The sequence below is a fragment of the Streptomyces sp. NPDC044571 genome (genome assembly GCF_040647115.1).
Classification (GTDB): domain Bacteria; phylum Actinomycetota; class Actinomycetes; order Streptomycetales; family Streptomycetaceae; genus Streptomyces.
Map to the genome: position 1 here is coordinate 16,112 of NZ_JBEZBN010000003.1, position 16,778 is coordinate 32,889.

Annotated in this window: 16 protein-coding genes; 4 read left to right on the forward strand and 12 right to left on the reverse strand. The window is 72.8% G+C overall.

What is annotated here, in order from left to right; genetic code table 11:
* Window positions 1-34 precede the first annotated feature (34 nt).
* Genes AB0B01_RS02255 through AB0B01_RS02300 form a run of 10 tightly spaced genes read right to left on the reverse strand, consistent with a single transcriptional unit; the run spans window position 35 to window position 8,941 of the window.
* On the reverse strand, window positions 35-718 hold the full coding sequence (locus AB0B01_RS02255) for a response regulator transcription factor (protein ID WP_361712077.1): 684 nt from the start codon (window positions 716-718) through the stop codon (window positions 35-37).
* Window positions 718-2,001, reverse strand: a complete 1,284-nt coding sequence (locus tag AB0B01_RS02260) for an ATP-binding protein (RefSeq protein WP_361712078.1) — start codon at window positions 1,999-2,001, stop codon at window positions 718-720. The genes AB0B01_RS02255 and AB0B01_RS02260 overlap by 1 nt, the downstream gene beginning before the upstream one ends.
* 3 nt (window positions 2,002-2,004) lie before the next feature.
* Complete coding sequence (locus tag AB0B01_RS02265; RefSeq protein ID WP_361712079.1) at window positions 2,005-2,898, reverse strand: DUF5936 domain-containing protein; 894 nt, start codon at window positions 2,896-2,898, stop codon at window positions 2,005-2,007.
* Window positions 2,899-2,907: 9 nt separating this feature from the next.
* Entirely contained in the window at window positions 2,908-3,846 is a 939-nt protein-coding gene (locus AB0B01_RS02270; protein ID WP_361712080.1) for a type II secretion system F family protein, read from the reverse strand.
* Window positions 3,843-5,189, reverse strand: coding sequence for a CpaF family protein (locus AB0B01_RS02275; RefSeq protein ID WP_361712081.1), 1,347 nt, complete (start codon window positions 5,187-5,189; stop codon window positions 3,843-3,845). Before AB0B01_RS02275 ends, AB0B01_RS02270 begins: the two co-directional genes overlap by 4 nt.
* Complete coding sequence (locus AB0B01_RS02280; RefSeq protein WP_361712082.1) at window positions 5,186-5,593, reverse strand: TadE/TadG family type IV pilus assembly protein; 408 nt, start codon at window positions 5,591-5,593, stop codon at window positions 5,186-5,188. The genes AB0B01_RS02275 and AB0B01_RS02280 overlap by 4 nt, the downstream gene beginning before the upstream one ends.
* Window position 5,594: 1 nt before the next feature.
* Window positions 5,595-5,954, reverse strand: coding sequence for a TadE/TadG family type IV pilus assembly protein (locus AB0B01_RS02285; protein ID WP_361712083.1), 360 nt, complete (start codon window positions 5,952-5,954; stop codon window positions 5,595-5,597).
* Window positions 5,955-5,957: 3 nt separating this feature from the next.
* The gene (locus tag AB0B01_RS02290; protein WP_361712084.1) at window positions 5,958-7,262 is read right to left on the reverse strand and encodes an AAA family ATPase; all 1,305 of its coding nucleotides are present in this window, start codon (window positions 7,260-7,262) and stop codon (window positions 5,958-5,960) included.
* Window positions 7,263-7,269: 7 nt separating this feature from the next.
* On the reverse strand, window positions 7,270-7,971 hold the full coding sequence (cpaB, locus tag AB0B01_RS02295; RefSeq protein WP_361712085.1) for a Flp pilus assembly protein CpaB: 702 nt from the start codon (window positions 7,969-7,971) through the stop codon (window positions 7,270-7,272).
* 46 nt (window positions 7,972-8,017) lie between these two features.
* A complete protein-coding gene (locus tag AB0B01_RS02300) occupies window positions 8,018-8,941 on the reverse strand; it encodes a hypothetical protein (protein ID WP_361712086.1) in 924 nt (307 codons plus the stop codon).
* 363 nt (window positions 8,942-9,304) lie between these two features.
* Between AB0B01_RS02300 and AB0B01_RS02305 the strand changes: the two genes are divergently transcribed.
* Complete coding sequence (locus AB0B01_RS02305; RefSeq protein WP_361712087.1) at window positions 9,305-10,996, forward strand: glycoside hydrolase family 18 protein; 1,692 nt, start codon at window positions 9,305-9,307, stop codon at window positions 10,994-10,996.
* A gap of 140 nt (window positions 10,997-11,136) precedes the next feature.
* Window positions 11,137-12,474, forward strand: coding sequence for a M14 family zinc carboxypeptidase (locus AB0B01_RS02310; RefSeq protein WP_361712088.1), 1,338 nt, complete (start codon window positions 11,137-11,139; stop codon window positions 12,472-12,474).
* A 55-nt stretch (window positions 12,475-12,529) separates the two neighbouring features.
* On the opposite strand, the gene AB0B01_RS02315 is transcribed toward AB0B01_RS02310, so the two are convergent.
* Both AB0B01_RS02315 and AB0B01_RS02320 read right to left on the reverse strand, forming a co-directional pair.
* Window positions 12,530-12,940 (reverse strand): RidA family protein, encoded by a 411-nt coding sequence (locus tag AB0B01_RS02315; protein WP_361712089.1) that lies wholly within the window; start codon window positions 12,938-12,940, stop codon window positions 12,530-12,532.
* Window positions 12,933-13,700, reverse strand: coding sequence for an IclR family transcriptional regulator (locus AB0B01_RS02320; protein WP_361712090.1), 768 nt, complete (start codon window positions 13,698-13,700; stop codon window positions 12,933-12,935). The genes AB0B01_RS02315 and AB0B01_RS02320 overlap by 8 nt, the downstream gene beginning before the upstream one ends.
* 143 nt (window positions 13,701-13,843) lie before the next feature.
* On the opposite strand from AB0B01_RS02320, the gene AB0B01_RS02325 reads away from it, so the two are divergent.
* Both AB0B01_RS02325 and AB0B01_RS02330 read left to right on the forward strand, forming a co-directional pair.
* Window positions 13,844-15,136 carry an alanine racemase gene (locus AB0B01_RS02325; RefSeq protein ID WP_361712091.1) on the forward strand — a complete coding sequence of 431 codons (1,293 nt, stop codon included), beginning with the start codon at window positions 13,844-13,846 and terminating at the stop codon, window positions 15,134-15,136.
* Between the two features lie 8 nt (window positions 15,137-15,144).
* A complete protein-coding gene (locus AB0B01_RS02330; protein WP_361712092.1) occupies window positions 15,145-16,716 on the forward strand; it encodes a D-aminoacylase in 1,572 nt (523 codons plus the stop codon).
* Window positions 16,717-16,778: the final 62 nt, after the last annotated feature.

Genomic DNA, 16,778 nt, shown 5'->3' on the forward strand with positions numbered 1-16,778 from the left:
CGGGGCCCAATTACGGACCCACTGCGCACTCCGTCTACCCATGGCCGGTCACCCCTGGACGGGCGGTTCCCAGCCATCGGGCTATGGCCTCGCTGCGGGTGGTGCTCTGGAGCTTCGCGAAGATGCGGTTGATGTGGTTCTTGACCGTCTTCTCGCTGATGAAGCACGCCGCCGCGATCTGCTGGTTGCTCATCCCGGACGCGATCAGATCCATGATCTCCACCTCCCGCGAACTCAGCCCGAACAGAGTCAAGTTGTGCAGCCGCTCAGAAGACTGTGCCACAGTTCGTTGCGGTTGCGAAGAGGTGCGGAGTTCCGCGAGGAGGGCCGTGGCCGCCGTCGGGGTGAAGTGGGCGCGGCCCTCGCGGACGTCGTGGACCGCTCGGAGCAGGTCGTCGGCCGTGAACTCGCCGTGGACCAGGTAGCCGCCCGCGCCCAGGAGCAGGGCTTCGCGGACTATCTGCGCCTCCTGGCTGTACGTCAGCATCAGCACCGGCGCCAGCTGGACCAGGTGCGGCAGGGCCGAGATGCCGTCGACGCCGGGCATGCGGACGTCCAGCAGGATCACGTCGGGGGCGTGGTGCCTGGTCAGGCTGAGGGCCTCGCGGCCGTCCGCCGCCTGGGCGACGACCTCGACGGTACCGGTGGTGGCCAGGAGGGCCGTGAGGCCGGCGCGGACGACCGGGTTGTCGTCGGCGATCAGGACGCGGAGCGGCATCACGGGGCCTCCTCCCCGGTCAGGGCCGCGAGCGGGAGCTCCAGACGCACCTCGGTGCCGGGGCCGGCCGGGCGGGGGCCGATGCGCAGGCGGGCCCCGATGGCCGCCGCGCGCTCCGCCATGCCGACCAGGCCGAAGCGGCCGGCGCGGTGCAGGGCCGGGAGGTCGGGGGCGGTGTCCGGCAGGCCGCGGCCGTCGTCCTCGACGGTGAGCGTGAGGTGGGCCCCCTCCACCCCGGCCGTGACCGTCACGGCCGAGGCTCCGGCGTGGCGGCGGGCGTTCTCCAGGGCCTCCGAGGCCACCGCCAAGAGGTGGCGGGCCACCGCGGCCGGGACCGGCGGCAGGGTTCCGCTCGTGCGCAGTTCCACACCGGGGGCGGTCATCCCGCGCAGCTCGCCCAGCAGGGAGACGCCCGGCGCGTCCGCATCGCGCCGCAGGTCGGTCAGGAGCTCCCGGGACTCCGCGACCGCGAGGCGGGCCGCGCCCGCCAGGAATGCCGCCTGGCGGCGGACGGCCTCAGGCTCCGTCGTCCGCGCGAGGGCGTCCGCGGCCAGCGCCAGGCCGTGCAGGGTCTTCGCCACCGAGTCGTGCATCTCGCGGGCCAGGTGGTCCCGTTCGGCCCGGACCGCCTCGGCCACCGCCAGGCGGGCCCGTGTCTCGGTGAGGGCCCGGCTCGCCGCCCCGAAGCGGAACAGCAGGTCCCGCAGGCAGGAACCGGCCGCGCCCGCCAGAAGGCAGAGGCCGGCCAGGGACAAGGCACCGCCCGACGCCGCCACCAGGGCCGCCTGCAGGGCCGCGTAGACCGCCGAGCCCCGCCAGCCGTAGACCAGTCCGGCCAGCAGCGGGGTGCACAGGGAGACGAAGCCGAGCGGGGACTCGGGGGTGGCCGTGGCCAGGAGCAGGGCGTTGAACGCCATGTCGGCCGCCAGCAGCCACCGGTGGCGCAGCAGCAGCGGCCCGAACCGCTCCCAGTCGCGGAACAGGACGTACGAGAGCATGAAGGTGAGCAGGATCGCGCCGCCGACGAGGTACGTCGGGCCACTGGGGGCCGTGCGCCCCAGGGCCAGTGGCGCCCCCAGGCCGATCATCACCATCCGGAAGGCGAAGACCTGGCGGCACAGCGCCTGGAGCGCCCCCGCCTGAAGGGCCGGAGCCGGAGCCTCCGCCGCTCCCCCGGCCCCCGTGGCCGTCGCCGTCGCCGCGGCCGCCCCGGCCCGCACGGCCGTCGCCGTCTCCGACCGGTGCCGGCCGAACGCCCCGGCCGCGATGTCCAGTACCGCCATGGCTCATCCGCCTCCGAGCATCGCGCCGAAGTCGACGTTCGCGCCGTACACGAACCCGCACACCAGCAGGATCAGCGTCCCCGGCAGCATGAACATGGTGACCGCGAAGGTGGCTTTCGGCACGGCCCGGGCCGCCCGCCGCCGCGCGTTCTGGGCGTCCGTACGGCGCATGTCCTCCGCGATGGCGATCAGTGTCTCCACGATCGGGGAGCCCAGCTCCTCGCCCTGCTGGAGCGCGGTGACGAACTGGGCCACCTGCTCGGAGTCGTTGCGCCGCCGCAGCTCGTCGAAGGCCTGGCGGCGGCTGACGCCCATGTCCATCTGCTGGAGCGTGATGCGGATCTCGTCCGACCACGGGCCCTCGTACTTGCCGGCCACCCGCTCCAGCGCCTGCCGGAAGCCGAGCCCCGCGCTCACCACCACCGCCAGCACGTCGAGGAAGTCGGGCAGCGTCCGCTCGATGTGGTCGCGGCGGACCCGGATCGCCGACCACAGGCCGACCTCGATCCAGAACAGGCCGAAGGCCACCATCAGCAGCGCCGGTACGAGCCGGCCGTTGATCAGCATCGCGAAGGCGCCGAGGGCGCCCAGGAAGCCGTAGACCGCACGGCGGGCCGCGTAGCGGTCGATGGTCAGGCCGGCCGGGTTGCCCGCCATGTCGATCTGGCGGCGTTTGCGCGCCACCCGGTTCGGGCCCATCAGGCGCAGCACCAGCGGCGCCCACCTGATGCCCATCCGGTCGACGGCGGAGCCGACCGCCGTCGTGCGGGTGGCGCCGACTTCCAGGGCGAGGGCCAGGTCGGAGGGGAGTTTCACGTCGGCGCGGTAGAGGCGGACGCCGTGGAAGACGCCGAGGATCGACACCGCGGCCGCGAGCGCGAGCAGCAGAGCAGTCATGACCGGCCCTCACACATCGATCTTCGACAGGCGGCGGATGAGGACGAAGCCGAGCGTGAAGAGGCCGAGCGCGACGAGCACGGCCGTCTGGCCGATGAACGCGCCGGTCATCCGGTCCAGCGCGCCCGGCATCATCAGGTTGACCAGCAGCAGCGATCCGAGCCCGATCGCCGGCACCAGGTAGGCGGTCACGGTCACCTGGGAGAGCTGGGTACGGATCTCGCGCCGGGTCTCCTTGCGCTGCTCCAGCGTCACCGTCAGATTGCGCAGACTGCCCACGAGCGCTCCGCCGGCCCGTGCGGACAGGACCAGGGTGGAGACCAGGACGACCAGCTCGCGCGAGGGGAGCCGCTCGGCGATCTCGCCCAGCGACTCCTCGATCGAGTGCCCGACGGCCAGGCGGTCGGCGACCCGGGATAGCTCCTCGCCCGCGGGGGCCTCCAGTTCCTCCGCCGCCATGGCGATGGCCGTGCGCAGGGCCAGGCCGGCCTGGGTGGCGTTGGCGAGGATCCGGGCGAGCTCGGGGAGCTGGTTGATGAAGCGCTCGGTACGCCGGGCCCGCTGCCAGTTGAGGAAGGCGTTGGCGGCCCACAGGCCGATCAGCCCGGCCACGGGGCCGAAGAAGGGCGCCAGGAAGCTCGCCGCGATCAGCCAGGTCCCGGCCACGGAGGCCAGCATGTAGACGAAGAACTCGCCCGGGGTCAGGTCGAGGCCCGTCACCGCGAGCTTCACCTCGATCCGGCGGCCCAGCGCGGTCCGGCGCAGTCGGCGGTCCACGCCCGTGAAGCGGCGTCGGCGGCCGGCCGGCGGGGGCGCGCCCTCCTGGGAGAGGCGTTCGACGAGGGCGGCGCGCTGGGCCCGGCCGGCGGCGTACGCGTGGACGCCGGCGACGACGAGCACGCAGGCCAGCAGGGCGGCGCCGAGGGTGAGGAGGATGAGTGGGTTCACAGGACGGTCCGGGTGATGCGGGTGGCGAGTGCGTCGTCCGACAGGGCGACCCCGAAGGCCTGCGGGATCGGCTGGTTGTTCATGTAGAGGCGGTCCGCGATCCGGCGTGGCAGCGGGTGGTATTCGAAGCGGCCGTGGACGCGGCCGTCGGCGGCCATCGGCTGGGCCGCGAAGCGGCACACGGTGGTGAGCCGGAAGGGTTCGCGGCCGTGCGAGTCGAGGATCGCCATCTCCGTGATGCGGCGGGAGCCGTCGCCGAAGCGGGTGAGCTGGACGACCACGTTCACGGCGCTGTTGATCTGGTCCTGGAGCGCCTCGAAGGGCACTTCCACCTCGGACATCGACGCCAGGGTCTGCAGGCGCATCAGGGCGTCCTCGGCGCTGTTGGCGTGGACGGTGGCCAGGGAGCCGTCGTGGCCGGTCGACATCGCCTGGAGCATGTCGAGGGTCTCACCGCCGCGGACCTCGCCGACGATGATGCGGTCCGGGCGCATGCGCAGGGAGTTGCGGACCAGGTCGCGGATGGTGATCCGGCCCTTGCCCTCCACGTTGGCCGGGCGCGATTCGAGGCGGATGACGTGGGCCTGCTGGAGCTGGAGCTCGGCCGAGTCCTCGATGGTGATGATCCGCTCGCCCTCGGGGATCAGGCCGGACAGGGCGTTGAGGAGGGTGGTCTTGCCCGTGCCGGTGGCCCCGGAGACGATCACGTTCATCTTCGCCTGGACCAGCCCCGACAGCAGCAGCAGCATCTGCTCGTCGAGCGAGCCGAGGGCGATCAGCTCGTGGAGGGTGAACGCACGCGGGAAGCGGCGGATCGTGAGCGTGGCCCCGGTCAGCGAGAGCGGCGGGATGATCACGTTGACGCGCTCGCCGCTGGGCAGGCGGGCGTCGACCATCGGGTTGGCCTCGTCCACGCGGCGGTTGACGGTGGAGACGATGCGCTCGATGGTCTGCATCAGCTGTTCGTGCGAGGCGAAGCGCAGCGGGAGCTGCTCGACGCGGCCGGCGCGCTCCACGAAGATCTGGTCCGGGCCGTTGACCATGATCTCGGAGATCGAGGGGTCTTCGAGGAGCGGTTCGAGCACACCGAGGCCGAGCGCCTCGTCCACGACCCGGCGGATCAGCTGGGCCCGTTCGACGGTGGACAGGACCGGGCCCTCGCGGCTGATGATGTGCCCGAGGACGCGCTCCAGCCGCGCCCGGCGCTCGGCGGGCGCGAGCGCGGACATCTCGGCGAGGTCGATCTCCTCCAGCAGCTTCGCGCGGTACGAGGAGACCAGCCGGCCGTCCTCGCGCGGACCGTGGCGGTCGTCGGGGGTGTTGACGCGGGCGCGCAGGCTCATGGTCCGGTCACCTCCGGGTCGTCGTTCGGCATGACGGCCGTGGCCTTCGCCGGGTCCAGGGCGAGCCCGGGGACGATGGACTTGACGGTGATGGTCACGGTGGCGGTGACCGCGTCATCCGACTTGGACACGACCACGTCCGGATGCAGGCCCCCCTTGACGGCCGCTTGCCCGGCGGCTTCGCCGCCGCGGCCGTTGCGGGCCTCCACGCGCGCCGCGGTACGGGCGGCCGTGTCCGCCTGCTCGTGGACATACGCGACCCAGCCGAGCTGGATCCCGCACAACGCCACGAACAGCAGGATGGGGATGAAGCCGATGTACTCCAGGGCCACCTGGCCGCGGTCGCGCGCGCCGGGGACGACGCCGGGAGCCCGGCCGGGGCCCGGGACGAGCCGATGAGGCATCTCAGTTCTCCCTCTCCTTGGCCGCGGCGGCCTCGCCCGTGATCGGGACACCGATGCTCAGCCCCGGGTAGAGCACCGGGAGGTGGAGCGTGACGGTGGCCTTGACGAGGTCGCCCGACTCCGTGCAGGACGCCTCCATGGCCCAGGCGCCGCTGATGTGCCGGCCGGCCGCGGCCGTGCACGCCCCGCCCCCGTGCACGGCGCCCGCCCGCGCCGCCTCGTCCGCTGCGTTCCCCGCCAGCGAGAACGCGTACCCGATCAGCACGCACTCCCACACCGCCGCCACGAGCAGCAGGATCAGCGGGACCGTGCCGACGAACTCGACGGCCACCTGGCCGCGGTCCCCGCGGGCGCCGGGCATCGCTCAGCCCTCCCGGCCGCGGCGCAGCCAGGGCCCGAGGGCGCCCCGGTCGCCGGCCCGCAGCCGGGCCACCGGTCCGGAGGCCCGTACGGCCAGGGCCGCGCCGGGGGTTCCCGGGCCTGCGGTGTCGGCGTCCGAGGCCGCCAGCAGGCCCAGTTCGCCCGCCACCGCCCACAGGGCCTGCTTCACGGTGGAGCGGTTGTCGAGGTCCTGCACCCGGCCCGCGTCGACGACGGCCTGGAGTTCCTTGAAGGCCGCCGGGACGGGGGTGCGCGTCGGCCGGGTCTTGGTGATCTTCGCGATCAGGGGCGGCTGGATCTCGGTGTGCTTGCTCCAGCGGTTGACGACCATCGCGGTGTCCTCGGCCTTGCGCACCTGGAGCCGCTCCCACATCCGGACCATCCGCTTGGCAGCCCGTACGGCGACCACGTCGGGGGTGGTGACCAGGACGGCCACGTCCGCCATCTCGACGGCGGCGGCGTTCGCGCCGGTCACCTGTGTTCCGCAGTCGACGACGACGAGTTCGTAGCGGCTGCGCAGGGCGGTGAGGACGTGCCGGGCGGCCCGGTCGTCGACCTCCTCGCCACGTTCGCCGTCGGCCGGGGCCAGCAGCAGGGCCAGGCCGGTGCGGTCGTCGTAGACCGCGTCCTGCAGGACGCGCGGGGAGATGTCCTGGATGCCGGCGAGGTCGGCGATGGAGCGCCGGAACTGCACGTCCAGGTACGAGCCGACGTCGCCCGCCTGGAGGTCCATGTCGACCAGCGCGGTACGCCGCCCGGCGGCGGTGGCGGCCAGCGCGAACTGCACCGCCGTGAAGGTGGTGCCCACCCCGCCCTTGGCTCCGGTGACCGTGACCACCCGCCCGCCGGGGCCGGTCAACAGCTCGGGCCCTCGGCCCAGGTGGCGGCGTACGCCCACGGACCACTGGGCGGCGGACTGGACGCGGGCGGCGAGCTCCTCGTAGGCGAGCGGCAGTCCCACCAGGCCGCGCGCACCCGCGTCCATGGCGGCGGAGAAGAGCGCCGGGCCGGCGTCGGAGGAGACCAGGACCACGCCCACCGCCGGGAAGCGAAGGGCGACCTCGCGGATGAGGTCGAGTGCCGGCAGCGGGCCGATCCGCTCGTGGAGGAGGACGACCTCGGGCAGTTCGTCGATGGAGTCGGCGGCCAGCCGGGCCAGGGTGTCCAGCAGGGAGGCGGAGTCGGGGACCGGGGCGGCCGGTTCGGCGCCCGGGAGCCGGCCGAGAAGGGTGGACAGGGCGCGGGCGGCGTCGGGGTCGCCGGCCGCGGGGAGGATTCGGGTGGTCATCCGGGCCTCACTTGTCCCCGTCGAGGGTGTACGTGCGGTCGGCTGCGCCGGGCGCGGAGTCGGTGCCGGGGGCCACCAGGGCCAGGCGGACGTGCTCCGCGAAGGACTCGGCGTACGCGACGCGCTGGGTGTCCTTGGTGTTGAGGGCGAAGGTGATCGGGACGGCCTCGGCGGGGCCCTTCTTGTCGCTGTCCCGGTCCAGGGGGGTGAGCTTGCCGACGTTCAGGACGCGGGCATTGGCCACGATGATCACCGAACGGGAGGGCTCGGTGTCCTTGGCGCCCTTGAAGGTGGCGATGATGTTGACCTTGGCCCCGGAATAGATCTTGCCGGCCACACCCGTGGCGGCGTCGATCATGATGGCGATCTCCTGCTCCCCGGGCTGGAGCTGCGGTTTGTCGACGAACATGTCCGCCTGGAGCAGTGAGCCCCTCCGCAGGGTGGTGAGGGCGATCTTGTCCTTGACCTGGCCGAGGTCGGTGACGGCGGTCGCGGACAGCCAGCGCTTGGGGATGGCGACCTCCTCGAACTGCCCGGCCGCCAGGGGGCTGTACGGCGCGATGTCGGCCTTGGCGCGGTACGCGACGACCTCCGAGCCGACCTTGGAATTGACGTCGCCGATCACCACGAGAACCCCGCCGAACGCCGCGAGGGCACACAGGGCCGACAGGAGCAGCAGGATGACGCCGCGGCGCTGGCGTGAGTTCATGAGCCGTACTACCTCGCCGTTCTTCGTTCGTTCGGGCCGGTCGGAGTCACGATCTGGAAGAGCTGGAAGGCCTCGAAGGGCTGCCGGCACCGGAAGCACCGGAAGCGCTCGCGGGCGCGGCGGGCGGGGGTGCGGCGAGGGGTGCGGCGCAGAAGCCGCAGCGGTCGCCGATCAGCTCGAAGCCGCACCATCGGCACTCCTCGCGGCGTACGGATGCCACCAGTTGGTAGAGCACGGACAGGTCCGGGATGGCCGCGGCGAACTCGACGAGCTTGGGAGTGGCCCACCAGGCGGCCGAGTCGGCCGGCAGCGGGTTCTCCATCACGCCCTGGACCCGCCAGGCGGGGGCGAGCTCGGCCGTCACCCAGTCGGAGGCGAGCTGACCGCGGGCGAAGGTGAGGTGGGTGGCGAAGTCGGGGCCGGGCGGCAGTCCGCCGCTGCGGTGGGTCCCCGAGCCGGAGCCGCCCAGCTTGAGCAGGTGCGGGGCCGGGTGGGCGAGGACGGCGAACTGCGCGCCCGGCGACCACGACTTCGCGTGGGCCTTGAGGCTCACCGCGACCCGGTCCAGCCGGGCCACCGAGCCGAGCAGGGCCCCCGCGTGGATGTAGTGGGACAGCAGTCGGGCGGCGGAGGCCACGACACCGGGGCTGAAGTCGCACACGCTGAGCTGGCGCAGCTGACGTACCAGCAGGGCGGTGGCGAGCGGGGGCAGGGCGGTGTCGACGAGGGCGATCCGGTCGGTTTCGAGGATGGCCCGCACCGTGTGCAGCCGGCGGACGGCGGCGGGCGGCAGCCAGTCCGGGACGACGGCCACGAGGTGGCCGTGGCGCTCCAGCAGGGCGCTGGTCTCGGCGAGCGCGCCCTCCAGGTCGAGCTGCCCCGGCGGGCGCAGCACGACGGCCGGCTGCGTGTGCCGGTCAGGGGCCGGCAGCACCAGATCGGTGCTGGTGACGGCAATGGCGGTCGGCACGCGAATCCCCCTGTTCACCCCGTACGCCACATGTGTCGGTGCGCCCGTCACGTACGCGCGCACCCTGCGCGACCGCAAACGATCGGCGCACATCCCCCGTCCCCCAGCACCATATCCGCGTCGTCCGTGGCAGGTCAGGCCCTTGGTGATTCCCGCCTGCCGACCCCCTGTCACAGGTGGCCGGAAACCCGGGCAACCGGGGCCGGGGGACCGATCACTTCAAGCCACATTGCAAAGAACCTTGACACGCGGATTGGTCTGGACCAACTTGGGGCGCACCGGTCTGCGGGGTCCCCCACATGCTCCTCAACACCCCCGCTGCACCACCCCCTTCGCATTCCTTCCTCCCCCCACGGAGCCCACGTGAACCGCATACGCTCCCTCGCCCTCATCGGCGCGGCCGCCCTCACCGCCGGAGGCCTGACCGCCCTCGCCACCGGCACCGCCCAGGCCGCCGACGTCAACGTCGCCCGCAACGGAGGCTTCGAGTCGGGCCTCGCCGACTGGACCTGCACTTCGGGCAGCGGCGCCGCCGTCTCCTCGCCCGTCCACACCGGTTCCGGCGCGCTCAAGGCCACCCCGGCGGGCCAGGACAACGCGCTGTGCAGCCAGACCGTCACCGTCAAGCCGAACTCCACGTACACGCTGAGCGCGCAGGTCCAGGGCTCGTACGTGTACCTCGGCGCGACCGGGACCGGCACCCAGGACGTGTCCACCTGGACCCCCGGCTCGGGCGGCGGTTGGCAGAAGCTCTCCACCACCTTCACCACCGGCCCCGGCACCACGAAGGTCACCGTCTGGACGCACGGCTGGTACGGCCAGCCCGCTTACTTCGCCGACGAGTTCAGCGTCTTCGGCCCGGACGGCGGCGGCACCGACCCCGGTCCGTCCGTCCCCGGCGCCCCGGCGCAGCCCGCCGTTTCCGGCCAGAGCGCCGACGGGCTCACGCTTTCGTGGAACGCGGTCGGCGGGGCCACCGGTTATCACGTGTACCAGGACGGCGTCCGTGTCCGGACGGTCTCCGCCTCCCCCGCCCAGATCACCGGGCTCGCCGCCGCCACCTCGTACTCCTTCCAGGTGAGCGCGTACAACGCGGCGGGCGAGGGCCCCAAGTCGGCGGCGGTGACCGGCACCACGACCGGCGGCGGGAGCCCCCACCCGAATCCGTCGGTGCCCAAGCATGCCCTGACGGGTTACTGGCAGAACTTCAACAACGGCGCGACGGTCCAGAAGATCTCCGACGTCCCGTCCCAGTACGACATCATCGCCGTCTCCTTCGCCGACGCCACCGCCACGCCTGGGGCCATCTCCTTCACGCTCGACTCGGCGGGCCTGGGCGGCTACACGGTGGCGCAGTTCAAGGCCGACATCGCCGCGAAGAAGGCGGCCAGCGCCTCGGTGGTCCTCTCCATCGGCGGCGAGAAGGGCACCATCTCGGTGAACGACTCGGCCTCCGCGGCCAACCTGGCGAACTCGGCGTACGCGCTGATGCAGGAGTACGGCTTCAGCGGGATCGACATCGACCTGGAGAACGGCCTCAACCCGACCTACATGACGCAGGCGCTGCGCGCGCTGTCCGCGAAGGCGGGGCCCTCCCTGGTCATCACGATGGCCCCGCAGACCATCGACATGCAGTCGACGGCGGGCGGCTACTTCAAGACGGCGCTGAACATCAAGGACATCCTCACCGTCGTCAACATGCAGTACTACAACAGCGGCTCGATGAACGGCTGCGACGGCAAGGTCTACTCCCAGGGCTCGGTCGACTTCCTCACCGCGCTGGCCTGCATCCAGCTGGAGGGCGGCCTCGACCCCTCGCAGGTGGGCATCGGCGTTCCGGCCTCGCCGAGCGGCGCGGGCAGCGGGTACGTCTCGCCGACCGTCGTCAACAACGCGCTGGACTGCCTGGCCCGGGGCACGAACTGCGGTTCCTTCAAGCCCTCGAAGACCTACCCGGGCCTGCGCGGGGCGATGACCTGGTCGACCAACTGGGACGCCAAGGCGGGTGGTGCTTGGTCCAACGCGGTGGGTCCGAAGGTCCACAGCCTCCCGTAGGCGGTACCTGTGGGGGTGGCCGTACGGCAGACCCGGCCGCGTGTCTGATAAGTGCAGGGCGGGTCTTGACCCGAACATGCCACAAGAGCACGCTGTGCGCGTCCGCACGGCTACCCCCACACTCCCACCCAGGAGAACGCATGCGGCTCCACACCCGACACAGGGCCGCCGTCACGGCGGCCCTGCTCGCTCTCGCGCTCGGCGCACCCGCCTACGGCATGAGCGCGACGGCGGCCCCACCGCCCACACCGTCCACCGCCACCCAGGACGAGGCGATCGCCCAGTACGAGATCCAGGGCCCGTCCACCGCCGCCGAGCGCACGGCCCTGCTCCGCACGGGCGTTTCGATCGACGAGGTCGACGCCCGCTCGGTCGTCGTCAGCGCCGATCCGCTCCAGGCCAAGACCCTGCGGGCGCTCGGCTACACGTTGGTCGCCCTGCCCGGGCCGCCGGACCGCTCCGAGCGCGGCGTGGCGGCGAGCCCGATGGACTTCCCGTCCAAGGACTCGCTGTACCACAACTACGCCGAGGCGAACGCCGAGATCGACCAGCGGATCGCCCAATACCCCTCGATCATGAGCAAGAAGGTGATCGGGAAGTCGTACCAGGGTCGGGACATCATCGCGATCAAGATCAGCGACAACGTCGCCACCGACGAGAACGAGCCCGAGGTGCTCTTCACGCACCACCAGCACGCCCGGGAGCACCTGACCGTCGAGATGGCGCTCTACCTGCTCAAGGAGTTCGGCTCCAAGTACGGCACCGACACGCGGGTCACCAACATGGTCAACGCGCGCGAGATCTGGATCGTGCCGGACGTCAACCCGGACGGCGGCGAGTACGACATCGCGACCGGCTCGTACCGCTCGTGGCGCAAGAACCGGCAGCCCAATTCCGGCTCCTCCTACGTCGGCACCGACCAGAACCGGAACTGGAACTACAAGTGGGGCTGCTGCGGCGGATCCAGCAGCAGCAAGAGCTCCGAGACCTACCGGGGCGCGGCCGCCGAGTCGGCCCCCGAGGTGAAGGTGGTCGCGGACTTCGTCCGCAGCCGCGTGGTCGGCGGCAAGCAGCAGATCACCGCCGCCATCGACTTCCACACGTACAGCGAGCTGGTGCTGTGGCCGTTCGGGTGGACGTACAACGACACGGCTCCGGGCCTGACCGCCGACGACCTCGCCGTGTACAAGACCATCGGCACGAGCATGGCGCGCAGCAACGGCTACACGCCGGAGCAGTCGAGCGACCTGTACATCACGGACGGGACGATCGACGACTGGCTGTGGGGCAACCAGAAGATCTTCGCCTACACCTTCGAGATGTACCCGTCCGACACCGGCGGCGGGGGCGGCTTCTACCCGCCCGACGAGGTGATCGACCGCGAGACGGCGCGCAACCGGGACGCGGTGCTCCAACTGTTGGAGAACGCGGACTGCATGTACCGCTCGATCGGCAAGCAGGCGCAGTACTGCGTCTAGGAGTCCGGGCCGGGTGAACGAGGGGCGCCCTCCCACCGGGAGGGCGCCCCTGCGGTCATCCCAGCACGGCCAGCGCGTCGATCTCGACGAGCAGCCCGGCGGGCAGGCCGACGTACACGGTGGTGCGGGCGGCCGGGGCCTCCTTCAGGCCCTGCGCGTCGAAGTAGGCGTCGTAGAGCTCGTTCATCTCGGCGAAGTGGCCGGTGTCGGTGAGGTAGACCCTGATCATCACGACGTCGTCCCAGCCCGCCCCGCCGGCCTCCAGGACGGCCCGGACGTTCTCCAGGGTCTGCAGGGTCTGCTCGCGCAGGGTCGGGCCGGCCGGGGTCGGGGGCTGCCCCTCGACATGCGGGAGGAAGCCGACCTGGCCGGCGACCTGGAGGATGTTCCCCTTGCGCACGCCGTGCGAGAACCGCGCCGGCGGCGGGTTGTGGGTGGCGGGAAGGACGGCGGTCTTCTCAGTCACGCGGGGCCTCTTCTTCGGGTGCGGAGCCGGAGTACTCCCGGCTGATGGTGTCGGCGGTGCGCAGGACGAGGGGCAGCAGTCCGAGCAGCCCCTCGGCGCCGGCGACCACCGCGGGGGCGGAGACCGACAGTGCGGCCACGGCCCGCCCGTCGGGACCGCGCACGGGCGCGGCCACGCAGTTGACGGACTCCTCGTGGCCGCCGAGGTCGGCGGCCCAGCCCTGCTCCCGTACGAGGGCCAGCTCGCGCAGGAACGCGGCCGCGTCGGGAGTCGAGCGAGGGGTGTACGCGGGGTACTCGATCCGGGCCGCGAGGCCCTCCCGCTCCGCCTCGGGGAGGTCGGCTAGCAGGACCTTGGCCACGGCGGCGACGGTGAGCGCGACCGGCCTGCCGATGCGGGAGTACATCCGGACCGGACGGCGGCTGTCGACCTTGTCGACGTAGAGCACCTCGTCGTCCTGGTGCAGGGCGAGGTGGACCGTGTGCCCGGTGGCCCGAGCCAGCTCGACGAGGTGCGGGTGGGCGATCCCGCGGACGTCGAGGCCCTCCACGGCCTCGGCGGCCAGCTCGAAGAGCCGGGCCCCCAGCCGGTAGCGGCCGTCGGCCTGCCGGTAGACGAAACCGTGCGCGTGCAGGGTGCGCAGCAGCCGCAGGGCCGTGCTCTTGTGCACGCCGAGCTCCTCGGCGACGTCCCCCAGGGACGCGGGTCCGCCGGCCAGTGCGGGGAGGATCCGCAGAGCCCGCTCCACCGACTGGCTCACGCCGTGTCCCTCCTGCATCCCGTTGAGGGGCCTCCCGGGCCGGTGCGGCGCGATGTTGACCCGCCGTCACGCGGGATGTTAGACAGCCAGCGGCACGCTCTGCAACGACCGTTGCGTACCACGCAACACAAGGAGGACCTGGCATGGGCAGCGATGCAGTCCGGCGGCTCGCCGACGAACCGGTCGACCACCGTTTCAAAGGCCTGCCCCCGGACGCCGAACGCGCCCGCCTGACCGTCGGGCAGCTGGCCGCCGAACGCCGCGACCTCTACACCGGCGGTTTCACCACCCCCGTGCTGACCCTCGACGCCGAGGCGCTGGAGCACAACCTCACCGCCCTCGGCGCGTACGCCGCCCGCCACTCCCTCGCCTTCGCCCCGCACGGCAAGACCTGCATGGCGCCCCAGCTGTTCCGGCGCCAGCTCGACCACGGCGCCTGGGGCATCACCGCCGCCGTCCCCCACCAGGCCCGGGTCTACCGCGCCTTCGGCATCCAGCGGATCTTCCTGGCCAACGAGCTCGTCGACCCCGTCGCGCTGCGCTGGGTCGCTGACGAGCTCGCCGCCGACCCGGACTTCCGGTTCGTCTGCTACGTGGACTCCGTACGCGGCGCCGAGCTCATGGACCGGGCCCTGCGGGAGCACACCGGAGGCGCCGGGCGCCGCGTGGACGTCGTCGTCGAGCTCGGCGCGGGCGAGGGCGCCCGTACCGGGGCGCGGACCGAGGACGACTGCCGGGCCGTCGCCGACGCCGTGGCCGCGACGGCCACCCTGCGCCTCGTCGGCGTCGCCGGGTACGAGGCGGAGGTCCCCGACGCCGACCCGGACGGCGTCCACGCCTACCTGCGCCGGCTCACCGCGCTGGCCGTCGAGTTCGACAAGGCCGGACGGTTCGCCGCCGGCCTGGACGAGATCGTCGTCAGCGCGGGCGGCTCCGCCTGGTTCGACGCCGTCGCCGACGTGTTCGGCGAACTGCCCGAGCTGTCCCGGCCCGTCCTGCGGCTGCTGCGCTCCGGGGCGTACGTCTCCCACGACCACGGCTGGTACACCCGCCTGACCCCCTTCAACCGGGTTCCCGGAGAGGGGGGCCTACGCCCCGCCTTCCGCCTGTGGACCCAGGTGGTCTCGCGCCCGACCGCCACCCAGGCCTTCGTCAACGCCGGCAAGCGCGACGTCGCCTACGACCTGGGCCTGCCCGAGGCCGAACTGGTCCGCGACCCCCTCACCGGCGCCGACCGGCCCGCGACCGGCATCCGCGTGGTCAAGCTGTCCGACCAGCACGCCTGGCTGGAGACCGACTCCGCGGACGCCGTCCAGGTCGGGGACTGGGTGGCCCTCGGCATGTCCCACCCGTGCACCATCTTCGAGAAGTGGCCGCTGATCCCGGTGGTGGAGGCCGACGGCACGGTCACCGACTACGTGCGCACCTTCTTCTAGCCGCCGCGGTGGACCTGGTGATCCGGGGGGCCCGCGTCGTCGACGGCACGGGCGGGCCCTCGTACACCGCCGACGTCGCCGTCCACGAGGGCCGGATCGCCGGGATCGGCCGGATCCGGTCCGGCGGGCGGCGGACCCTGGACGCGCACGGCCTCGCCCTCGCCCCGGGCTTCACCGACATGCACGCCCACAGCGACCTCGCCCTGCTGCGCGACCCGGACCACAGCGCGAAGGCCGCCCAGGGCGTGACCCTGGAGGTGCTCGGCCAGGACGGGCTCTCGTACGCGCCCGTGGACGAGCGCACCCTGGCCGAGGTGCGGGCCGCCATCACCGGCTGGAACGGCCCGGGCGACGACGTGGACTTCGACTGGCGCACCGTCGACGGATACCTCGACCGGCTCGACCGCACGGGCATCGCCGTCAACGCCGCCTACCTCGTGCCCCAGGGCACCGTCCGCGCGTACGTCCTGGGCTGGGAGGACCGGCCCGCCACGTCGGCGGAGCTCGACCGGATGCGGACGCTGGTCGCCGAGGGCCTCGCGCAGGGCGCCGTCGGGATGTCCTCGGGACTCACCTACACCCCCGGCATGTACGCCCAGGGCGCCGAGCTGGCCGCGCTGTGCCGCGTCGTGGCGGCGTACGGCGGCTACTACTGCCCGCACCACCGCTCGTACGGGCACCGCGCGCTCGACGCCTATGCGGAGATGGTCGCCCTGGCCCGGGAGGCCGGCTGCGCGCTGCACCTGGCCCACGCCACCATGAACTTCGCCGAGAACCGGGGCCGGGCGCCCGAGCTGCTCGCGCTGCTGGACGCGGCGCTCGCCGAGGGCTGCGACATCACCCTGGACAGCTATCCGTACACGCCCGGCTGCACCACCCTCGCGGCACTGCTGCCGAGTTGGGCGGGCGAGGGCGGCCCCGAGGCGGCGCTCGCCCGGCTGCGCGACGACGCCGGGGCGGAGCGGATCCGGTACGCGCTGGAGGTGACCGGCTCCGACGGCTGCCACGGGGTGCCCGTCGACTGGTCGACGATCGAGGTCTCGGGCGTCACCGATCCGGCGCTCGCCGCGTACGTCGGCACGCGCCTGCCCGACTGGGACACCGCCCGGCGGCTGCTGCTGCGGGACCGGCTCGGGCCGACGGTCCTGCAGCACGTCGGACACGAGGAGAACGTCCGGGCGATCATGCGGCACCGGGTCCACACGGGCGGCTCCGACGGCATCCTCCAGGGCGCGAAACCGCACCCGAGGGCGTACGGAACCTTCCCGCACTACCTCGGCCATTACGTGCGCGAGCTGGGCGTGCTGTCGCTGGAGGAATGCGTGGCGCACCTGGCCGGACGCCCGGCGGCCCGGCTGCGCCTGCCCGACCGGGGGCTGGTCCGCCCGGGCCACCGCGCCGACCTCGTCCTCTTCGATCCGGGGACGGTCGCGGCCGGGTCCACGTACGACGAGCCCCGCGTCCTGCCGACGGGCATCCCGCACGTCCTGATCGACGGGCGGTTCGTGGTGCGGGAGGGCCGCAGGACGGACGTCCTGGCCGGGCGGGCGGTCCGCCGCACGCCCTTCCGGGGGCGCTGACCGGGCCGAAGTGCGTTCTTGGGGCCGCCGCCGGAGGATGAGGGGACCGGGGGGGCACTTCG

What these genes read in the sequence shown, in the direction of transcription:
- AB0B01_RS02255 (WP_361712077.1), bottom strand. Translation starts at nt 718, where the DNA reads ATGCCGCTCCGCGTCCTGATCGCCGACGACAACCCGGTCGTCCGCGCC.
- AB0B01_RS02260 (WP_361712078.1), bottom strand. Translation starts at nt 2,001, where the DNA reads ATGGCGGTACTGGACATCGCGGCCGGGGCGTTCGGCCGGCACCGGTCG.
- AB0B01_RS02265 (WP_361712079.1), bottom strand. Translation starts at nt 2,898, where the DNA reads ATGACTGCTCTGCTGCTCGCGCTCGCGGCCGCGGTGTCGATCCTCGGC.
- AB0B01_RS02275 (WP_361712081.1), bottom strand. Translation starts at nt 5,189, where the DNA reads ATGAGCCTGCGCGCCCGCGTCAACACCCCCGACGACCGCCACGGTCCG.
- AB0B01_RS02280 (WP_361712082.1), bottom strand. Translation starts at nt 5,593, where the DNA reads ATGCCTCATCGGCTCGTCCCGGGCCCCGGCCGGGCTCCCGGCGTCGTC.
- AB0B01_RS02285 (WP_361712083.1), bottom strand. Translation starts at nt 5,954, where the DNA reads ATGCCCGGCGCCCGCGGGGACCGCGGCCAGGTGGCCGTCGAGTTCGTC.
- AB0B01_RS02290 (WP_361712084.1), bottom strand. Translation starts at nt 7,262, where the DNA reads ATGACCACCCGAATCCTCCCCGCGGCCGGCGACCCCGACGCCGCCCGC.
- cpaB (WP_361712085.1), bottom strand. Translation starts at nt 7,971, where the DNA reads ATGAACTCACGCCAGCGCCGCGGCGTCATCCTGCTGCTCCTGTCGGCC.
- AB0B01_RS02310 (WP_361712088.1), top strand. Translation starts at nt 11,137, where the DNA reads ATGCGGCTCCACACCCGACACAGGGCCGCCGTCACGGCGGCCCTGCTC.
- AB0B01_RS02325 (WP_361712091.1), top strand. Translation starts at nt 13,844, where the DNA reads ATGGGCAGCGATGCAGTCCGGCGGCTCGCCGACGAACCGGTCGACCAC.